Here is an 18528-nt window from a genome sequence, read left to right as displayed (position 1 = left end):
CCATACGTTTATTTTGTAAAGTAACATTTAGTCGAAAGAAGTTCATTCGTTACAGATTACTTATCTAATTAAGGATCATTTATATTCCAGTCCAAACATCTTTCCCGTATCGTCCTTCATGTTGCAAATGATCCAACCAATTCCTTGCTTCTTGTTCACTAACTTCATGAATTTCTTCATATGCTTGACAAAGGGTATCTTCTACATCCGGAGCCATTTTACTTCCATCACCACATATATAAAGATGAGCTCCATTATCTAATAACGAAATTAAATTGATTCTATCTTGTTTTATTAAATGCTGTACATATGTTTTTGGATGTCCCTCTAGACGAGAAAAAGCTGTGTGTAAAGAGATTAATCCATCTCTTTCATCATTTTCTAGTTCTGTACGATAAAGATAATCTTTTTCAGGATGACGACAACCAAAATATAGATGCGCTTGTCCTAAGTTAATACCTTTTTGCTTTTGAACACGACGCGCTTGCAAGAATCCACGGAATGGTGCAATTCCAGTACCTGGTCCCACCATGATAATTGGTGTTTCTGGATTTTCAGGCAATTGAAAGTTTGATTGTGGCGTTCGAATGAAACAGATAATTTCATCTTTATTATGACGCTGAGCTAAATAATTAGAAGCGACGCCTTCATATGTCCCTTCCCCACTCCATGCAGGTGCATTAACAACACCAACCGTAATGCTCAGACGATCCTGTGCAACGAGTGGCGAGCTTGAAATAGAATAGTAACGCGGTTTGAGCGCAGGAAGAAGTTCTAAAAATCGTTCAAATCGGATTTCACAAGCCTCATACTTTTCAAGCAGATCCAACATTGAGATACGTTTCTTTAATATTCTTTCATGATAAACTCCTTCTTCCAATAATGATTCCAATTCCTTTTTATGAGGAGGGCATGCTGTGAATGTCACCATTTCTCGTATTTGTGCTCGAGTGGCTGCTTCTTGCACTTCGACACTATAACTAATAAGGTCAAACAAACTAACAGGACTGTCTAAAGGTATGTGATTTACACTGCGCCCACTTGCGCTCAGTATGACTTGATCCTTCCCATTTAATCCAAAGCGTTTTAAAATTCGGTTAACATTTTTCTCGCTATTAATTGGCAGCACTCCAAGGTGGTCTCCTTCTTGATACGTAGCCCCTTCTGGCAAGGATACCTCGATATGCCGCGTACTTCTATCACTGCTGGATGATTGGAGTTCACGATTTTCTAGTATAGATGCATAAACTGCTTCATATGTTCGGGCAAGAGGAGATCCTCCAAGACGACTAACAAATTGCAGACTCAAAGTACTGCGCTCTTTTTCCATATTTTTGTTAAGTTCTAGTCCAAATGCCCTCATCGCATCAGACCACATGCTTTGTTTCCATTGCTCGAGTTGTTCCTCAAAATCACCACTTGCATCTGCTTCTCCGCGTTTAGAAAATCTTGTTGCTCCTTTTTGAGCCATTTGCTCATCAATGTATCTTGGAATCCGCTGATAAGTACTAGCCCAATTGTGATCTCCACAACCAAAAACTGCGTATTGAACACCTTTTAGCTCATCCGGTTTTAATTCCTCCAACCACAGCACAAACTGTCCTGCATTACTTGGCGGCTTTCCATTATAAGAAGAAGTCACAATAAGAACTGCTCCTTCTTTTGGCAGACTTCCAATTCGCTCGTTAAGAGCTACCACTTCCGTTTGAACACCTTCTAAACTAGCTGTATCTGCTAGTTCTCTTGCAATACCTTCTGCTACCCCTGTATCCGAGCCATACAGAACAAGCAGCGAAAGATTATCAGCTCCAATAATAGAAGGAGTCTTCTGAACTTGCTGCTTGATTTCATGGTCTTTCTGCTTCTCTTCTATAGGTGCAAGGACAGTAGGATGGCTGATCGTTTGATTTCGGGCAAGGATCCTAATCTTAAAATCACCGGGCTTTAGCGTTAATGTTTGTTTTACGTCCAGCTGATAGTTTTGATAATCGATTAATTCAAAATGTTGAAGAAGCATTCCCATTACGAGAGTGGCTTCATGAAGTGCAAACTGCATACCGATACATGCTCGTTGACCATTTCCAAATGGCTTATAAGCATGATGAGGAACCTTATCCGGCTCTTCAAATCGTTCAGGTTGGAATTCTTCCACATTGTCTCCCCATGCGTCTTTATCCCTATGTAGCTGTGGAATAAGAACAGAAATACGATCTTCTCCTTTCTTAATTGGATATTTCCCACCAATTACTGTATCTTCTTTTGCATAGAGACTGAATGCTGGAGCAGTAGGCCATAGACGTAGCGATTCATTTAAAATCATCCGTATGTACTTAAGTTTCATAACTTGTTGATATGTTGGAGTAGGATCTGTCAATACCCGATCTACTTCTTCATAGGCTTTTTTCAACTTATCCGGATTCTTTAATAAAAAATAGATTGCAAAAGATAACAATCCACTTGTTGTCTCATGCCCAGCTATTAAAAAAGTGATAATTTGAAAACGAATATTTTCATCATCTAATTTTTCACCAGTTTCCGGATCCTGCACATTTAACATACGGGCAAGTAAATCATTTTCTTCTTGATTTCCATTACTTTTACGTTCAGCAATAATATTATCTACTAAAGAAAACATGGATTGGATATCATGCTGAAATTGACGTTTCGTTCTCCACATGAGTTTGTCTTCTATATCCAGTCGCTGTAATTGGTGCATCGCTTCATCTAGAGCACGGCTCATGCTAGTGATAAAAGGATGAGAGGTCTCACGATAAAAGCTATTAAATCGGTAATTAAAACCACATAGACCAATTGTATCCAATGTAAGGCGGGTCATATCCTCCGGAACATCTACGTTTTCATTCGGATTCAGTCTTGCCCATTTTTGAACGAGTTGTACAGCAATATCGACCATCATGGCATGGTAATCTTTCATTGCCCGTTGGCTGAATGTAGGCATCAAAATATTATGAGCTTTTTTCCAGTTAGGCTCGTCAGTCTCGCTTGTAAATAATCCGTCTCCAGCAAAGGCGCGAACTTTCGCTAAAGCACCATCTATACTTTTATCGAACCTTGTTTCATCACAGACTTCTGCTACCAGTTCATGTCCAGAAACGACAATGATAGTATCACTTAAAGTTTGAATTTGAAAAATAGGACCATACTCTTCCGCTATCTTGATAAAAGATAAGGTCGGTTTATCTTTGTCGATTAATGGGAGATTCCCCAGCGGTCCATATGTTTTCGGCTGAGGAATGGCAGATACTTTTTTATCCATTAAAAACACCCTTTCAAAAAGCATGAAATAAAGTGAAACTTTAATCAGCCCTCACCAATCGGGCTTTTACGGGCAGCCCGACCCCCACCTAACTTCTTTGCTTCCGCTGAATTTTGAGGTGGAGGTCTTACTGTCCGGCAAATAGCGGGATAAAATATCCCATTCAATAAAGAGAAGATAGCAAGCAATCGCCTGGGATAAAGATATGTAATTGATTACCTTACTTTATCTTTTCCCTAACTATTCATGATTATGATATTGCTTATAAGGTTGGTAATCTAAGTTGTTTGTTGACATTAGATTTATAATTTGCAGAAAAAAATACTAACTTACAATGAAGCGAATTATTATAATTGGAGCATTATGATGTTGGTGTTAAAAGATAATCTAAAAACTCCCCACATATTTTGATCACACTTTATTTTACAGCTACAGTTGCACTACATATCCGTCAAGCTAAGAAAAGCGAACACCCAAAACAAAGAAGTTGATGAGCTTAAGATTGTAGTATTTGGAAAGCCCATAGTTTTTAATGTCCAGTCAAACAAATACGATAAGTAAGTAATGTTTGACTAGTGAAACTATTTCCAGAGAGTTCCGATGCTAAAAAATAGTTTGTCTCTTGCTTTATAGTAAATTTATCCAACAACATTTATACGTAGTGCTTTCCATGTTACAATTTACTATAAGTGAGGAAGGTGTCTTATGAAAATATCTGTTTATGTTGCAAGTGCATTTAGCAAGGATCATAAAGGCGGAAATAAAGCAGGAGTGGTATTTATGGAGAATACATTGACCACTACTCAAAAAATGGCAATAGCCAAACAACTGGGCTATGCGGAAACCGCATTTATATCAGAATCTGAAATTGCTGATTATAAAATTGAGTATTTTACACCAAAAGAAGAAGTTGATTTATGTGGACATGCCACAATTGGCTCTTTCACGATACTGATGCATTTAAATAAACTTTTCAAGAATCGCTATACGATTGAAACGAACAGCGGTGTTCTTACTATTACCATAAAAGAGGACATCATATTCATGGAACAAAACGAACCGATATTCTATGATGTTATATCTCCAAATGAGTTTATCGACTGCTTTGACATTAAAGATATAGACAATAAATACCCAATTCAAATTGTCTCCACGGGCTTAAAAGATATTTTAATTCCTATAAAAAGCGAAACACAATTACATACAATGCAACCTAATTTTGAAAAAATTAAAAAAATCAGCAAGTATTATGATGTTGTCGGGATGCATCTATATACTTTTAATGACAATCGAATTATATGCAGAAACTTTGCTCCACTATACGATATCAATGAAGAAGCAGCGACTGGAACTTCAAACGGTGCATTAGCTTGCTACCTTTATGAACAGCACTACTTACAAAAAGAAGTCTATGTATTTGAACAAGGTTATTCTTTACACTCGCCTTCCGAAATATTAGTTAAATTAGCAACCAATAGCAAGAATGAAATAGAAAAAGTTTATGTTGGCGGCAAAGGCTATTACTGTGAAACTAAGTGTTTACATGTAGAAAATATTGAGTAAAAATAAAAAAACACCGAATAAAAAGGTTGAGAAGGATAGAGAAATAGATAAAAAACAAACACATTATTTAATTGAACAATGTGTTTGTCTTCAATCTGAAAGGATCTGATATGAATATCAGATCCTTTTTACTATATGTAATTATTTCACTGGTTCTTTTCCAGCTTTAAATACCGACGCCTTAGCAACAAAAAATTGTATTTCTTCACAGCCTAACTAATCAGCAAAAAACTTATAGGAATCATTATCAAGAGTTTTTTTGCTTTAACGATTTAACCTCTCGACAGCTTCCGCACTTGTATCTACACGTTTAACGAAAAAAACTAATAGTAGTGCAACAACATTCATGCCAAGCGCTACATAGAATGAATGCTGAATTCCGGATAATAAAGCCTTCTGCGTTAACATTGCCTTCGTAGCTTCTGTGAAGGTTGTTGGATCTACATCAGCCATTAGACTTTCAGCTTTTGTTTTTGTTACAGAATTCATAATCGTAATAAGAATAGCAGTACCAATCGAACCGGACACTTGTTGAGCTGTATTATTAACAGCTGTACCGTGCGGATTTAAGCGAGTTGGCAATTGATTAAGACCATTTGTCATAAGCGGCATCATCACCATCGCCATCCCAAACATCCGCAGTGTGTAAATAAGAATAATATGCGTGTGACTAGAGTCGAGTTGCAGGTTTGCCAGCATATAAGTTGAAACAGCTGTAATGGAAAGTCCTACTATGCCAAGAATCCGAGGGCCATATTTATCAAATAGTTTACCTGTAATTGGTGACATAACCCCCATTATTACCGCACCCGGAAGCATCATCAGCCCAGAGTTCAGCGGCGAAATGCCACGGACGTTTTGTACATAAGCTGGTGTTAAAATCATACCTGAAAACATGGCCACCGCATTGACAATTGCAATTACAGACGCAAGTGCAAACATTGGGTACTTGTAAACACGTAAATCCAATAACGGCTCATCCATTTTTAATTGACGAATAATGAAAGCAATTAGGGCAATAGCGCCTATGATTAAGGTTGTTAAAACAACTTTATTCGTCCAACCATCGGAGCTTGCAGAACTGAATCCATATAACAAACCGCCAAAACCGACAGAAGATAATAGCAATGAGAGATAATCAAGTTTTGCATTTTTATTTTGTTTCATGACATTTTCAGATTTCCAAACCCCTAATAGTAAGCTAATGATTGCTAACGGTAAAATCATTTCAAAAAGCAAACGCCAGTCATAATACTCTACAATATAACCTGATAGTGTCGGTCCAATTGCTGGAGCTGTAATCATAACTAGTCCAAAAATCCCCATTGCTGTTCCCCTTTTTTCTCTCGGAAAGCTTACTAGCATAATATTCATTAACAAAGGTCCCATAACTGAAGAGCCTGCCGCTTGAACCATCCGACCAGTAAGTAATAAACCAAAGTTCGGTGCTACAGCCGCTAAGGCAGTCCCAAGAATAAAAATCACCATAGATGTAATAAATAAGCTCCTATTTGAGAAGCGGGTTATTAAAAATGCTGATGCCGGAATTAATATACCACTAACAAGCATATATCCTGTAGAAAGCCACTGGATCGTTGAATAATCTTGAATGTCTAAATCTTTCATTATTGATGGCAAAGCTACATTTAAAAGCGAGTTATTTAGAAATGAAACAAAGGCCCCAATAAAAAGAATTACAAGCATTAAATATGGTGGTTTTCTTTTATGTAATGTTTCACTCATATATTTGTTTGCTCCCTCATTATAAATTTCATTGATTCGTTTAAATCGTTTGCATATCTGCACAAGAATACTTTATCCTTGCAGTATTTTGCCAAACTCTTCGAATAGATATTCTCTTTTTAGCAATTCCCTTTTCTCACCATAACATTTTAAAATCTATTTGTTGATTAAACCTTTATAAAAACGTTTGTTAGCGGAAATTAAATTAGGCTGAAATAAACAAAAGAAGCAACTGAAAATACTCTTCTAAAATAAAGTGAAACTTTAAATCATTGAGAATTTTACAGGCAGCGAGAAAAATCACCAAGACCACGCACCCATTTCTTTAAATACGGGCTTGTAGATCTAGTTATGTAACCATCCATAAAAAGGAATATTACATAGGCTAAGTCTAACATTACATTTTTAAAGTGAGGGGGAATCAGCGTATGCACCAATATTGGTATTTGAATTCAAATGGGAACGGGCAACTATATAATAACCAAATTTCAATATCATCATTATATTCACAGCCCCAAATAACCAAAGCTGAGGGAATAATTGGTCTTGGGATTCCTGAGAATTGGAGTTATCGAGTCTATCCAGTTAGTTGGGATTCATCATCCAATTATACGGGATTCAATTCCCAACCCCTTCCCTTCTCTTGGGGACAGCCAATCAATTATGTAGGGATAATGCCCCAAGGTCATCCTGCTAATTGGACTCCATTACCAGGTCATGCAGGTTTTAATTTTCAAAAACCTCCCTTCCCCTGGGCCCAACCATTTAATCATACAGGGATGTTCGCACAAGGTCATCTTGCTGCTTTACTATCGCCGCCAGCCAAGCCTTTTAATTTTAGTACCAATAAATGGGGTGTTTTTGGAAACCCTCCAGGATGGGGTGGTCCGTGGGCCCCAATGGGATGGGGAAATAACGGAGGTAACGGTCAGCCAGGAATGCTTGGAAACTTACTTACAGTAGGCAAAGGCACCATGAGTGGAGTAGGAATGATTAGTAGTCTAATCGGTATAGGGAAATTCTTCTTTTAGTTAATCAGAACGGGAGGATAGGTCCATAGCCCAGACTTAAAAAAACATTTCCTTTTCCATTGATTTAGTCTTCTTAAACATGCCTCTCAACGTATCCTTCCAAATACTCCATCTAAGTTTTTTCCTCGTCTTTCAAATAATAAAAACATCTATTACCTTGTATCTGGATATATGTTCATTAAGAAAGCTTTTATTAAAAACATACCTAAACGTAATTATAATTAAAGGGATAGTTGAAGGTGATTGCATCTGTTAGCTTGATGGCGATGTGGTAGCACCAACAAAACGCGAATTTCGTACACTAAGCAAAATTCTACAAAAGCCGGTTCCTTTACGAAAGAACCGACTTTTTTATTTTCAAAATGAGTATCTTTTAATATCTTCTTTACTTGCAACACTTCATTATTGTCTGTAACTACATTCAAATCCTCATATATATTATCACCAACACGTTTTTGCACTTCGACTGTTTGCTCGTCATTTCCTATATTATTTGAGCAACCTGCTACTTCAAATAAACAAATCACGATGAAGACTAAAAAGAAATTTCTAATTTGCATAGCGCACTTCGCCTTTAATATATAATGGTTTACTTCATTTATGCTTTCAAGATGTAAAATAAGAATACACCCCATAAGCCACAAATAAAATTAATAAAATAGAAATGCTAAGTACCGTATATAACAAAAAAGCATTGGATACCCAATGCTTTTTACACTTACGCAAATAGAGATGTATTCGCATATAAAGCTGGAGAGCCACCTGAATGTACGAATAAAATGTTATCTTCTTTATTAAATGTACCTTTTCTAATTAAATCAATGAGTCCCGCCACTGCTTTACCTGTATACACTGGATCAAGTAAAATACCTTCAGTTTTCGCAAGTAACTGAACTGCTTCAACCATTTCTGGTGTTGGTAAAGCGTATCCTGGTCCTACATATTCATCAAAGCATGTAACGGCTTCGCGCGGGATAAAGCTTGGGATACCAACGTGAGCTGAAGTTTCATCTACAAGTTTTGCTACTTTCTCTTCTTGCTCAGCTTTTCCTCTACTTACGTTAATTCCGATTACAGGAATCTGGCTTTGCGTTCCAGAAAAACCAGTAATTAAACCAGCATGCATACCCGCACTACCACTTACACAAACAACTGTACTGAAATCAATTCCTTGCTCGAATGATTGCGCCATAATTTCTTGCGCACAAGCAACGTATCCCATTGCGCCAGTAGGGTTTGATCCACCAACCGGTATTACATATGGTGTACTACCTTTTTCACCTACTTCTTTCGCTACCTTCTGCATCTCTTCCATAAGATCTGCTCCGTTTGGTACAACAATTACGTTTTCAGCACCTAATAAGTGATATAAGAAATAGTTTCCGTTAAAGTCTGGCTTCTCTTCTGGCTCAAGCCCTTCCTCTAATACAAGGATACATTTCATTTTCTCTTTTACCGCAGCTGCCAGTGTCAGGCGGCAATGATTAGACTGAATACCACCTGCTGTAATTAACGTATCTGCACCCTTTTCCTGTGCATCCGCAACTAGAAATTCTAACTTTCTCGTCTTATTACCGCCTGCTGTTAAACCAAGTAAATCATCTCGTTTAAAATAAATAGTCGGCCCACCAAGTACTTCAGAAAAATTGTTTAACTTTTCAATTGGTGTATATGATTCTGTATATGTTTTTCTCGGGAATTTAGCTAAATTCATTGTAACGCTCCTTTTGTACTTCTTTCACAATATATGTAACGATACTATTATTACATGTAAAAATGATGAAGTCACCTTTCTGAGGTGAAAAATATATCAAAATTCGGTACATGAAATTTATATCGGCGGTTTTTCAAATATATCAGCGATTCTCAATTTATATCGGCGATTTTCAAAATATATCAGCGATTTCTCAAATATATCGACTTACCGACAAAAAGTGACAAAATAAAAAGAGCCCACACATTCAAATGCGGACTCCCTCCAATCACTTATTTACCGAAAAACGAAGTAACTGCGTTAATCCCGGCTCTAAATTCATTTCACCTTTATGACGTACGTATACAGTTTTATCTCCATCAAATTTCGGAGGATTTGCTTTATTATACGTATACCACTCATTCGTTCCTTCTATAGAGTACTCCATGTATTCAGTTGCATCGGCAATTACGTTTTTACTATCATCAGCTGTTACATTTGGTGCCATTTGCGCAACTTTTGAATCACTAACTAATAATTTCTTAATATCCTTATCACGTTTATAATCGTAAGCCGTTACGACAACATCGTTACCGTATGCTTTCACTTGCAGTCCTTGTTTAAATGAATATCCATCAGGAGCATTCTTCTCGCCACCATTTGGTCCAGCTGACATCCAACCTGTTTCAATTCCGCCCGTATTTACAACTGTAAATCCTTTTTCATCTCCACCTGCAATTTTCTTTTTACCAGCCCAATCTGGTAAGTTTAAATCCCAATGTGTATGACTCGTAAAGAAAACAACTTGCGGATAGTCTTTTAATATATCGTACAATTTATCCACGTTTAAATAATCTTGTAAATATGGTGATTGTTTCGATCCAGATACTGTATCAGGTAAAACGTGATGAGAGAAAATAAAAATTGGTTTATTTTTATCTTTTTGGCTATACTCTTCTAAATTTTGTTTAAGCCAACCTAATTGTTCATCACTCATATATACTTCGTCCCACATTTTTGAATCATGGTATTTCATATATTTTTCAGTTCCTAAAAATAAAAGCGGATAACCGTCTAATTCTTTTTTATGATATACCTTTTCTTGCCCACTGAATTTCAGATAACGGTTAAATAGCGTTTCCTCAGTTACACCATTTGGCCATGTATTTTGAGAAAGTTTCCCGTCAGCTGTCCATTTCCCAGCATAAAACTCATGATTCCCAACAGTTGACCATACATTTTCCGGATGTTTATTTTTGTTTAACACACGCTTCACATCATCATATTGTGACTGCTGTCCAGTTGGCGTTATATCCCCATTCATAATAAGCGCTCTAGAAAGCGGCGTCACTTTGTTCATATCTTTTAACACGTGATCAAAGTCCCCTAAATCCCCTTGAATATCACTAATAACGTTAAAAGTTGTAGCTGATTTTCGGACTTGCTCTTTCCCTTCCGCATGCACTGAAAACGTCGGTAATAATGCTGCCATAACTGCTAACGAAGCAACTGTCTTTTTCATACAAATTCTCCCCCTACTAATAGAATGTACAAACTGACATGTTCTGCTTTCTCTTAGGTGCTTGTCCAATTCATATTATAGGGAGAGATTGTAAAGGCTAATGGAGTGAAAAATTAATTGTTTTTTAAGAGATTTTGTCTTTTCATTGCACTCCACAATTCGAGATTCGCGCCAATCTAGCTTTCTAGCCTTTAACATTACATACATGTAAATTTTGATGTTAAATCTTTTCGTTTCATACGTTGTTTTTTATTACTTTTAATTTTCGGGAAAAATCCACTAATTAATAATGTTATAATCCATACCATTATTAGAATAAAATTTATTGTATTACCGGAATTCAAGCTGAAAACTCTCCACAAATAGGCAGCACAAAATACGAGGATAGCAGTAATAATAAGTAAAAATGTCCTAACTACTAATCCGATGTAGGATCTCTTCTCTTGCTTAAAAATGAAAGTTCTTCTACCTTTGTACAATCTAATCACAAATAGCAGCAAATATAAACCAAGTGTGGCTCCAATAACAATTGATGTAATAGAGTTGTTTTTTCTCTGCTCAGCTAGAGAGAAGTAACTTTCAGGTAATTTTCCCGTTTCATATTCAATCCATGCGTGGTAAATATCCTGTCGTAAGTCTATACCACCTTCACCATTTGTAAGGATTACCAATCCATCCTTTGTATTAGGAATGAAACCATAAAAAGAATGCCAGCCTCGATTGTCACCAGAATGATAAAGTAATTTCCATTGATTAGATAGTTTTTTTTCAAATATACCTAAACCATTCTCCCCTAATACTAGCTTTTGCATTTCTTCAACATGTTCACTTTTGATGACACCATTCCCTTTATTATTTTCATCCATGCTTGCAAGTATCAATGTCATCATATCCGTAACATTTGTCTTAAGACCTGCAGCAGCCTGTTCGGTAAATTGGTAACTAGGGAGCTCCTCTCCAAAATATCCATAAGCTTTCGAAAGGTTATGGTTTTCAGGACGTTGTAAGAATGAACTAGATTTTATTCCTAAAGGTTTCATAATTTGTTCTTCCATATAACGATCAAACGGTATTCCGGTAACCTCTTCAATTACAAGTTGTAAAATTGTATATCCGCCACCAGAGTAAATTGTTTCTGAACCTGGTTTATTGGTAACCTCCACTGGTTCATTAAGCCATCCTTTTCCAGACAGAGATTCCTCAATAGAGTCAAGATGTTTCCCTGGTGCAACCCCGAGGTATCCTTTATGTGCAGACAGCCCTGCTGTATGACTTAATAATCTTCTTATCGTGACTTCATTATTATTAAACTCTGAATTAGGTAATTTCCATTTGGTCAGATATTTTCCAACGGGATCATCTAGTGATAAACGACCTTCATCTACAAGATGCAAGATTCCCCACGCTGTAAGGCTTTTAGATATAGAACCAGCTTGAAACAATGTATCATCACTCACCGCTTTTTTTGTCTTTTTGTCTACATAACCGTAGTTAAGTGTATAAGCAATACGCCCCTCATGTACGATACCTATTGCAACCCCTGGTACCTCATAATTCTCCTGCCATTTTGGTACCTGTTCATCCATCTTTTTTTTGAAATCCTCTATACTCCTATCAGTCAGCGTGCCCGATTCTGCCCTCACCACATTTGTAAACCATACTTCATTCGTAATGAATATACAAATCATTAAACATAAAATACTTTTGCATATTATCGATGCTTTTTGCCTATTCTTCATTTGCTTCACCCTTTTTTCAGAATATTCTATCCATAAATCAGAGTATCCCATTCTAATATCCCGTTCTATCGATTTTTATTACTTAACCTTACAAAATTGTAATAAAAATCAAAACTCTACATACTTAAGGGTTTTACTGTTCTTTATTCGAAGGCAGGAAATTTAATACAAAAAAGACACAGAGATTCCTCCCCATGCCTACTAATTTCTTACCTTTTCACCGCATGCACATAATGTACCGTCTCAAAAGCTTCTAAATAATCGTTTCTTCCTTCAAAATACAATTTATTTATGTCCACTGGTGATAAGTGCTCATAAATGAGTAAGCCCGACTTTTCTAACAGTGCTTCTATTTCGGTATAAGAAAAACATGATTTCATCGGTTCTCCGCCTACCGCAGCCATTTTCACCATGTTTTCAACTCGATTGGACAACCCTTTTTCTATAAATAAGTTTTCATCAGGATAATCGAAAACGATGGAACTCCCTGCTGGAACCAACTCGAATAAACATTCTATTAAACTGGAAAGTTCCTCTTTCGTTAAATAGTACGTAACACCTAAAAGGCTAAAGAAAGTTTTTTTATTTTCAAATCCTTCATTGCGTAACTGTTCATAGGAAAATCCTTTCGTAAAATCCATGGAAACAAAATGAAGGTTATTTGGAATTTCAAATCCTGCCTCTTTCACTCTTATTTTCTTAAACGCTTGCGTAGAAGGATGATCTACTTCAAATATTTCTATTTTATTTTCTAATTCTCGGCGTCTAAAACTGAACGTATCTAAGCCTGCACCGAGTATGACGTATTGTTTTGCTCCTAATGTAATTTCATGTAGTAATACCTTTTCACAATATGCTGCACGTGCTAAAGGTGTTGGTGATAACTGAACTTGTGTAATCCATTTTAATATTTCTTTCGGATTATCTTGAAACTGCTCTGCAATATCTTTATTGAAAAAATGTATCCCTTGAACCATATTCGTTTCAATATTGTTACGTTCTTTTTGTGAAATGAAATCTTTAGCTACATAATCATCAAAGATTTTAGGACTATCAAATTCACTATGATATGCCCTTCCAAAAGCTGATACTAACGACGTTACACTTGCTTCACCTTGTTTCACGCACATACACTCTCCTTCATTTTCACAACAAAAATAGGGTTCCCCTGGCCAGGAGAACCCTATTATACACTTTATTTTTATATTGGTAAATTATAGCATAAATAAGTTTTTTTGTCAAGTTTTCAGCTCACCTTCACTCTAGCAATTTGTGGATTTTCTAGCAGGAATACTCCTTCTTGCATAGAATATTCCAGTTTATAACAACACCAACGGAGGCCGTCATGAAAAGATTAGTTATCATTACAGTAGGAAAAACCCACAGCGGAAAAACTACATTTGCAAAAGTATTAGAAAAAGAGTTACCCCACTCTTTCGTTATGGACCAAGATAACCAAGCAGAATTTATTAACACACATTATGAGAAATTACAACCAACTGAAGGCCCTAATACATTTAAGCACGGTCTTTCGAAATTCATTGTTGATTATGCGAGAGGACATACAAGTTTACACCTTATTATTTGTAACTCTAATCGCAGTAAAAACGGAAGGTTATATTTATTAAACGAATTATTTCCACAAAATGAATATGTACGCATACTCGTTCACTTTGACATTCCAGATGATGTACTTTATGAAAGAGTAGCTCGAAGCACGCGAAGTACCAATATTTTTAGAGGTGGTTATTCTAATTTCAAAGAAGTACTCGATCGACAACAGGCTGAATCGCTACATGAAGATGTGGTGGATTCTATAGAAAATGAGGCTGATTATTTGTTTGTTATTCACGATAGTAAAGATGTGAACACTACTATAGAAGAAATTGTTCATATAGCTAAAGATTTGTCCCCTATCCAAAAATAAATGACTATAAGAATTTCATAATCATAGATTATTATGCAAATCCTTCCTCTGAGCGCCTAACATGGTATATAATAATAAAATAATCTACTTCTATATGCTCAATTTTACACAAAATAGCTCATGCATATGAAAGAAAAGAGGTACAAAAATATGAAAACAAAACAAACAATTGCTGCGTCTACACTAGCTTTAGCAATGATTGCTGGCGCAAACTCAGCTCATGCGGAAGTAACTGATGCTACTCCTCAGCAAAGTACGGGAGATCGATTAGCTGAAATTAAGCAACATAGACAAGAATTAGATGCGAAATTGCAGCAACACAAAGAAAACGTTGATCAAACATTGAATGAACTTAACCAAGTTAAGGAAAATGTTGATACGAAGGTTAATGAACTACATGAGCGTAAACAAGTTGCTGATGAAAAAATTAACGAAATGAAACAACGTAAACAAGAGTTAGATGCAAAACTTCAGCAAGACAAACAAATCGCCGAGGATAAAATCGCTGAAATTAAAGAGCATAAAAAACAAGTAGATGACAAAGTTGCTGAAATAAAAGAACATAAGGAAAATATTGATACAAAGGTTAATGAGATTAAAGAACATAAACAAACTGTCGATGAAACAGTAAATGAAATTAAGCAACATAAAGAAAACATCGATCAGAAGGTTAATGAACTTAAGGAAGTTAAAAAACAAGTAGATGAAAAATTAGCTGAGTTAAAGAAAGCGAAACAAACTGCTGAGGATAAACTTGCTGAGCTAAAAGAAAATAAGCCGAATACTGGTAACACGTTAGAAGAACTTAAGAAAATTAAAGGCAATTTAGATAGTCTTTCCACTAACTTAGAACTAGCTAAACAAGATGTGAAAAATAAGCTAGCTGAATTACAAAAGGCTAGACAAGACTTACTAAATAAAATTAACGAAATTAAACAAGCGAAACAAACTGTTTCAGACGATTTAACAAAGAAAAAACAAGACTTAGATATTAAAATCAACGACTTTAAACATACTGAGAAAAAAATTGATGACAAATTAGCTGAGTTACATACAACGAAGCTAAATGTTGATAACAAAATTAATGAAATATCACAATCGAAACAAACGCAAGCAGATAATAGCACTAAAAACAATAATGCTAGAGAACTTCCTAACGCTGGTAGTGAGCAATCAAATAATATGGCTTTAGGTATGTTATCTGTATTAGGCAGCGTTTTATTAGTAACACGAAATAAAATTAAAACGTTATTCTCAAAATAAAGCCATTATACTTATTAAAAACAATTATAAAAAGGCCAACCGCATGTGCGGTTGGCCTTTTTCTTTATATTAACTGTCCATCTCTAAGCGTCAATATACGATCACATACATCAAGCATTCTTTCATCATGCGTAATCATAATGGCTGCTTTTTGACTTTCTTTCACTTCGCGTTTCATCATTTCAACGACTTCACGCGCACGTTTTGAATCTAAGCTTGCCGTTGGTTCATCTGCTAGTATTAAATCTGGGTTGTTCATGAACGCACGAGCGATTGCTACCCTTTGTTTTTCTCCACCAGATAGTTGATTTGGATAATGATTTTTTCTTTCTCCTAATCCAAATGCCGCTAATAGGTGATCCGCACGCTTTTCAGACTCTTGTTTGTTGTCTTTTTTCAGCTTTGCAATATAAAGTAACTGTTCTTTCACATTTAAATACGGAACAAGGTTTGCGAACTGGAAAATGAAACCGATCTTTTTCAAACGTATATCTGTCATTTCCTTTTCGGATAACTGCGTAATATTTTGTTCACGAATGTATATATCCCCTTTTGACGGCGATAATAAAGCACCCGCGATTGATAATAACGTACTTTTCCCTGATCCAGAAGGACCGACGATTCCAATAAATTCTCCGGCTTTCACATCAAGCGATATCGGATGAAGGGCTGTTACTTCCGTATTCCCTTCTCCGTACACTTTACTTACATTGTCTAATTTTAATAATGAAGTCATTACATCCCGCCTCCAATCGCTTCTAATGCATCAACTTTTAATACTTGATATAACGAAATAAGTGTTCCTAAAATACTAATGACGATAAAGATTGCTGCATATTGTGCAATCATCGGTGTTGTTAATAAGAACGGCATACCTGCTGGTAAAATTTGTTCTAATCCTTGTACAAGAACAATACTGATTACCATCGCAACGACTGATAAGAATAACGCCTGCACGACTAAGCTATTTGCTAAATACGAGTTCTTAGTACCAATTGCTTTTAATACGCCTAATTGCTGTGTTTTTTGCAACGTAATGACGTAGAAGAATACACCGATTAATAACGCAGCGATAACAAGTAAGAATGCAATGATCATCGTTAATGTTCCTTGCTCTTCTTTAAATCCTGGAATACTTTGCAGTACTTCTTTCTTATCAATAACATGGGCATTTTTAATCTCTTTATCTGTATTAAGTGCAATTGCACTATAATCTTTTTGATTTGGTTGTGAAATAGCGCCCCATACATCTTCGTTTACATATACAACTGGTGTATGGCTAAACATTTGGTCTTTCGTAAATCCAACGATTGTAAATTCTTTCTTTGAAACAGGATCGATAATTGTATCCCCAATATCGATTCCTTTTTCTTTAATGGATTCGTCAGCAACCATTTCATTATTCGCTGTACCTAATTTCTCACCCTCTACAATGTTCGGTTCTAAAAATGTATCACGTTCACTTGAGAAAATGGCGATATCAACCTTTTTCGAACTATCTTTCTTTTCATACGTTGAAACTTTCACACGAAACGGAACTGCCTCTTTCTCGCCTACTTGATTTACTACGTTATCTACATCATCTTTCTTAATTTGTGAACGAAGTAATTTATTTTCCGCATCATCTGCTAAAACGAACTTATTTGCCTCCATATTTTGAATCGATGACGCATTATCATATGATAATCCATTTGCTAATCCTGAAATAACAAGGACTAAAAATGATAATAACACCATAATAAGTCCGATTAATCCGTATCTTAATTTTGATTGTTTCAATTCACGCAGAGCTAAAAACATTTCGCTCGCTCCTTCCTCTTTCTTTCTATGCACTTATCATAAAAAAGAAATATGAACGGAATATGAACAGAAGATTACAGAGGATACTTTTGAGCTTCGGTTCAAGGAAGAACAGGTGAAAGGTACTGCCTTATAGCAAATAAAGAAAATATTTTCTTTTTGCTATAAAGCGCAAACAAGCATAACCCCGTCCTAAATTTAGGACGGGGTTATGCTTGTTTACTTTTGGATGTAAGATACTAAAATAAATATATAACAATAAATTCATTTGAAAAATCTAAATTCCATTCAACAATAGCGCCCTTTAATGGAATAACTAATACGTTCAGTTAACGTTTTGATGGCCATGCCCCCTGCATTTTCCTTAATTGAATAATTTGGCCAGTATGATAAGCATCGTGAAGCATAATATCCAGTAACTTACCCTCAAGTGAATTTTGTTCAAGTTCTTTTTCAGAAATTGCACTTAATACCTGTCTTAAATTACATTGAGCATTTTCAGAACGTTCAACGACCTCCTTCCATTCCTTATCACCACTAGATTGCTTAGTAAGATAAAAGGTTTCATCACCGTCGAGATTATGTGTCCATTCACGGCCTTCCAAGTTTGCAGCAAGTCTCTCTTTGTAATAAATAAGATGATTAACGTTCTCCCAAATGGTTTTCATTCCCTCTCCAGATGGTTTCCACATAGCCTGTTCGGCTGTAAGTCCTTCTATAGCATGTTTAAACGGTGCATACCAACTCTCTTTATCGAATGTTGAATCTAGTACGTTTAAAAACAAGTCAACTCGTTTCAAAGTAATTTCCTCCCTAAATAGTTAAAGTTTCAATAAAATCCTTATAACTCTGTAGAGATTCTACATTTTCAAATAAACTTCCTCCTAATCTTATTCCACAAACAAGTCCAATTATAGAATAGGATTACTCGTATTTTTTCACTTTACATGTAGAATAACGGACAAAAAAA

General features: G+C 35.9%; 14 protein-coding genes. 4 read left to right on the top strand and 10 right to left on the bottom strand.

Translation table 11 applies throughout. The annotated features are described in order from the left end of the window. Positions 1 to 79: 79 nt before the first annotated feature. Complete coding sequence (gene cypD, locus JDS81_RS06625; RefSeq protein ID WP_199688499.1) at positions 80 to 3277, bottom strand: bifunctional P-450/NADPH--P450 reductase; 3198 nt, start codon at positions 3275 to 3277, stop codon at positions 80 to 82. A 705-nt stretch (positions 3278 to 3982) separates the two neighbouring features. Between cypD and JDS81_RS06620 the strand changes: the two genes are divergently transcribed. Continuing rightward, entirely contained in the window at positions 3983 to 4840 is an 858-nt protein-coding gene (locus tag JDS81_RS06620) for a PhzF family phenazine biosynthesis protein (RefSeq protein ID WP_097952202.1), read from the top strand. Positions 4841 to 5104: 264 nt separating this feature from the next. On the opposite strand, the gene JDS81_RS06615 is transcribed toward JDS81_RS06620, so the two are convergent. After that, positions 5105 to 6583, bottom strand: a complete 1479-nt coding sequence (locus JDS81_RS06615; protein ID WP_000005106.1) for a DHA2 family efflux MFS transporter permease subunit — start codon at positions 6581 to 6583, stop codon at positions 5105 to 5107. Positions 6584 to 7011: 428 nt separating this feature from the next. On the opposite strand from JDS81_RS06615, the gene JDS81_RS06610 reads away from it, so the two are divergent. Beyond that, positions 7012 to 7614, top strand: a complete 603-nt coding sequence (locus JDS81_RS06610) for a hypothetical protein (protein ID WP_097952204.1) — start codon at positions 7012 to 7014, stop codon at positions 7612 to 7614. Between the two features lie 221 nt (positions 7615 to 7835). On the opposite strand, the gene JDS81_RS30285 is transcribed toward JDS81_RS06610, so the two are convergent. The 5 genes from JDS81_RS30285 to JDS81_RS06585 form a co-directional block, all read right to left on the bottom strand. Then, complete coding sequence (locus JDS81_RS30285; protein WP_242481333.1) at positions 7836 to 8174, bottom strand: hypothetical protein; 339 nt, start codon at positions 8172 to 8174, stop codon at positions 7836 to 7838. Positions 8175 to 8332: 158 nt separating this feature from the next. Further along, a complete protein-coding gene (gene cuyA, locus JDS81_RS06600) occupies positions 8333 to 9328 on the bottom strand; it encodes a D-cysteate sulfo-lyase (protein WP_097952206.1) in 996 nt (331 codons plus the stop codon). Positions 9329 to 9596: 268 nt separating this feature from the next. Next, positions 9597 to 10829, bottom strand: a complete 1233-nt coding sequence (locus JDS81_RS06595) for a DUF4073 domain-containing protein (protein WP_097952208.1) — start codon at positions 10827 to 10829, stop codon at positions 9597 to 9599. Between the two features lie 197 nt (positions 10830 to 11026). Continuing rightward, entirely contained in the window at positions 11027 to 12568 is a 1542-nt protein-coding gene (locus JDS81_RS06590; protein WP_033663312.1) for a serine hydrolase domain-containing protein, read from the bottom strand. 209 nt (positions 12569 to 12777) lie between these two features. Continuing rightward, entirely contained in the window at positions 12778 to 13698 is a 921-nt protein-coding gene (locus tag JDS81_RS06585) for a class I SAM-dependent methyltransferase (protein WP_097952210.1), read from the bottom strand. A 215-nt stretch (positions 13699 to 13913) separates the two neighbouring features. Between JDS81_RS06585 and JDS81_RS06580 the strand changes: the two genes are divergently transcribed. Together JDS81_RS06580 and JDS81_RS06575 are read left to right on the top strand one after the other, a co-directional pair. Continuing rightward, positions 13914 to 14495, top strand: coding sequence for an AAA family ATPase (locus JDS81_RS06580; RefSeq protein ID WP_097952212.1), 582 nt, complete (start codon positions 13914 to 13916; stop codon positions 14493 to 14495). Positions 14496 to 14645: 150 nt separating this feature from the next. After that, complete coding sequence (locus JDS81_RS06575) at positions 14646 to 15758, top strand: LPXTG cell wall anchor domain-containing protein (RefSeq protein ID WP_097952214.1); 1113 nt, start codon at positions 14646 to 14648, stop codon at positions 15756 to 15758. Positions 15759 to 15822: 64 nt separating this feature from the next. Here JDS81_RS06575 and JDS81_RS06570 read toward each other — a convergent pair whose 3' ends face one another. From JDS81_RS06570 to JDS81_RS06560, 3 genes are all read right to left on the bottom strand, one after another. Continuing rightward, a complete protein-coding gene (locus JDS81_RS06570; protein WP_000202616.1) occupies positions 15823 to 16494 on the bottom strand; it encodes an ABC transporter ATP-binding protein in 672 nt (223 codons plus the stop codon). After that, positions 16494 to 17558, bottom strand: a complete 1065-nt coding sequence (locus tag JDS81_RS06565) for an ABC transporter permease (RefSeq protein WP_097952216.1) — start codon at positions 17556 to 17558, stop codon at positions 16494 to 16496. The genes JDS81_RS06570 and JDS81_RS06565 overlap by 1 nt, the downstream gene beginning before the upstream one ends. Before the next feature lie 329 nt (positions 17559 to 17887). Then, positions 17888 to 18358 (bottom strand): DinB family protein, encoded by a 471-nt coding sequence (locus tag JDS81_RS06560; RefSeq protein ID WP_000831964.1) that lies wholly within the window; start codon positions 18356 to 18358, stop codon positions 17888 to 17890. Positions 18359 to 18528 lie beyond the last annotated feature (170 nt).

Origin of the sequence: Bacillus cereus group sp. N31 (genome assembly GCF_016483245.1) — a bacterium.
Lineage (GTDB): Bacteria > Bacillota > Bacilli > Bacillales > Bacillaceae_G > Bacillus_A > Bacillus_A toyonensis.
The sequence above is the reverse complement of the archived record's forward strand: the minus strand, read 5'-3'. Positions and strand labels throughout refer to the sequence as shown.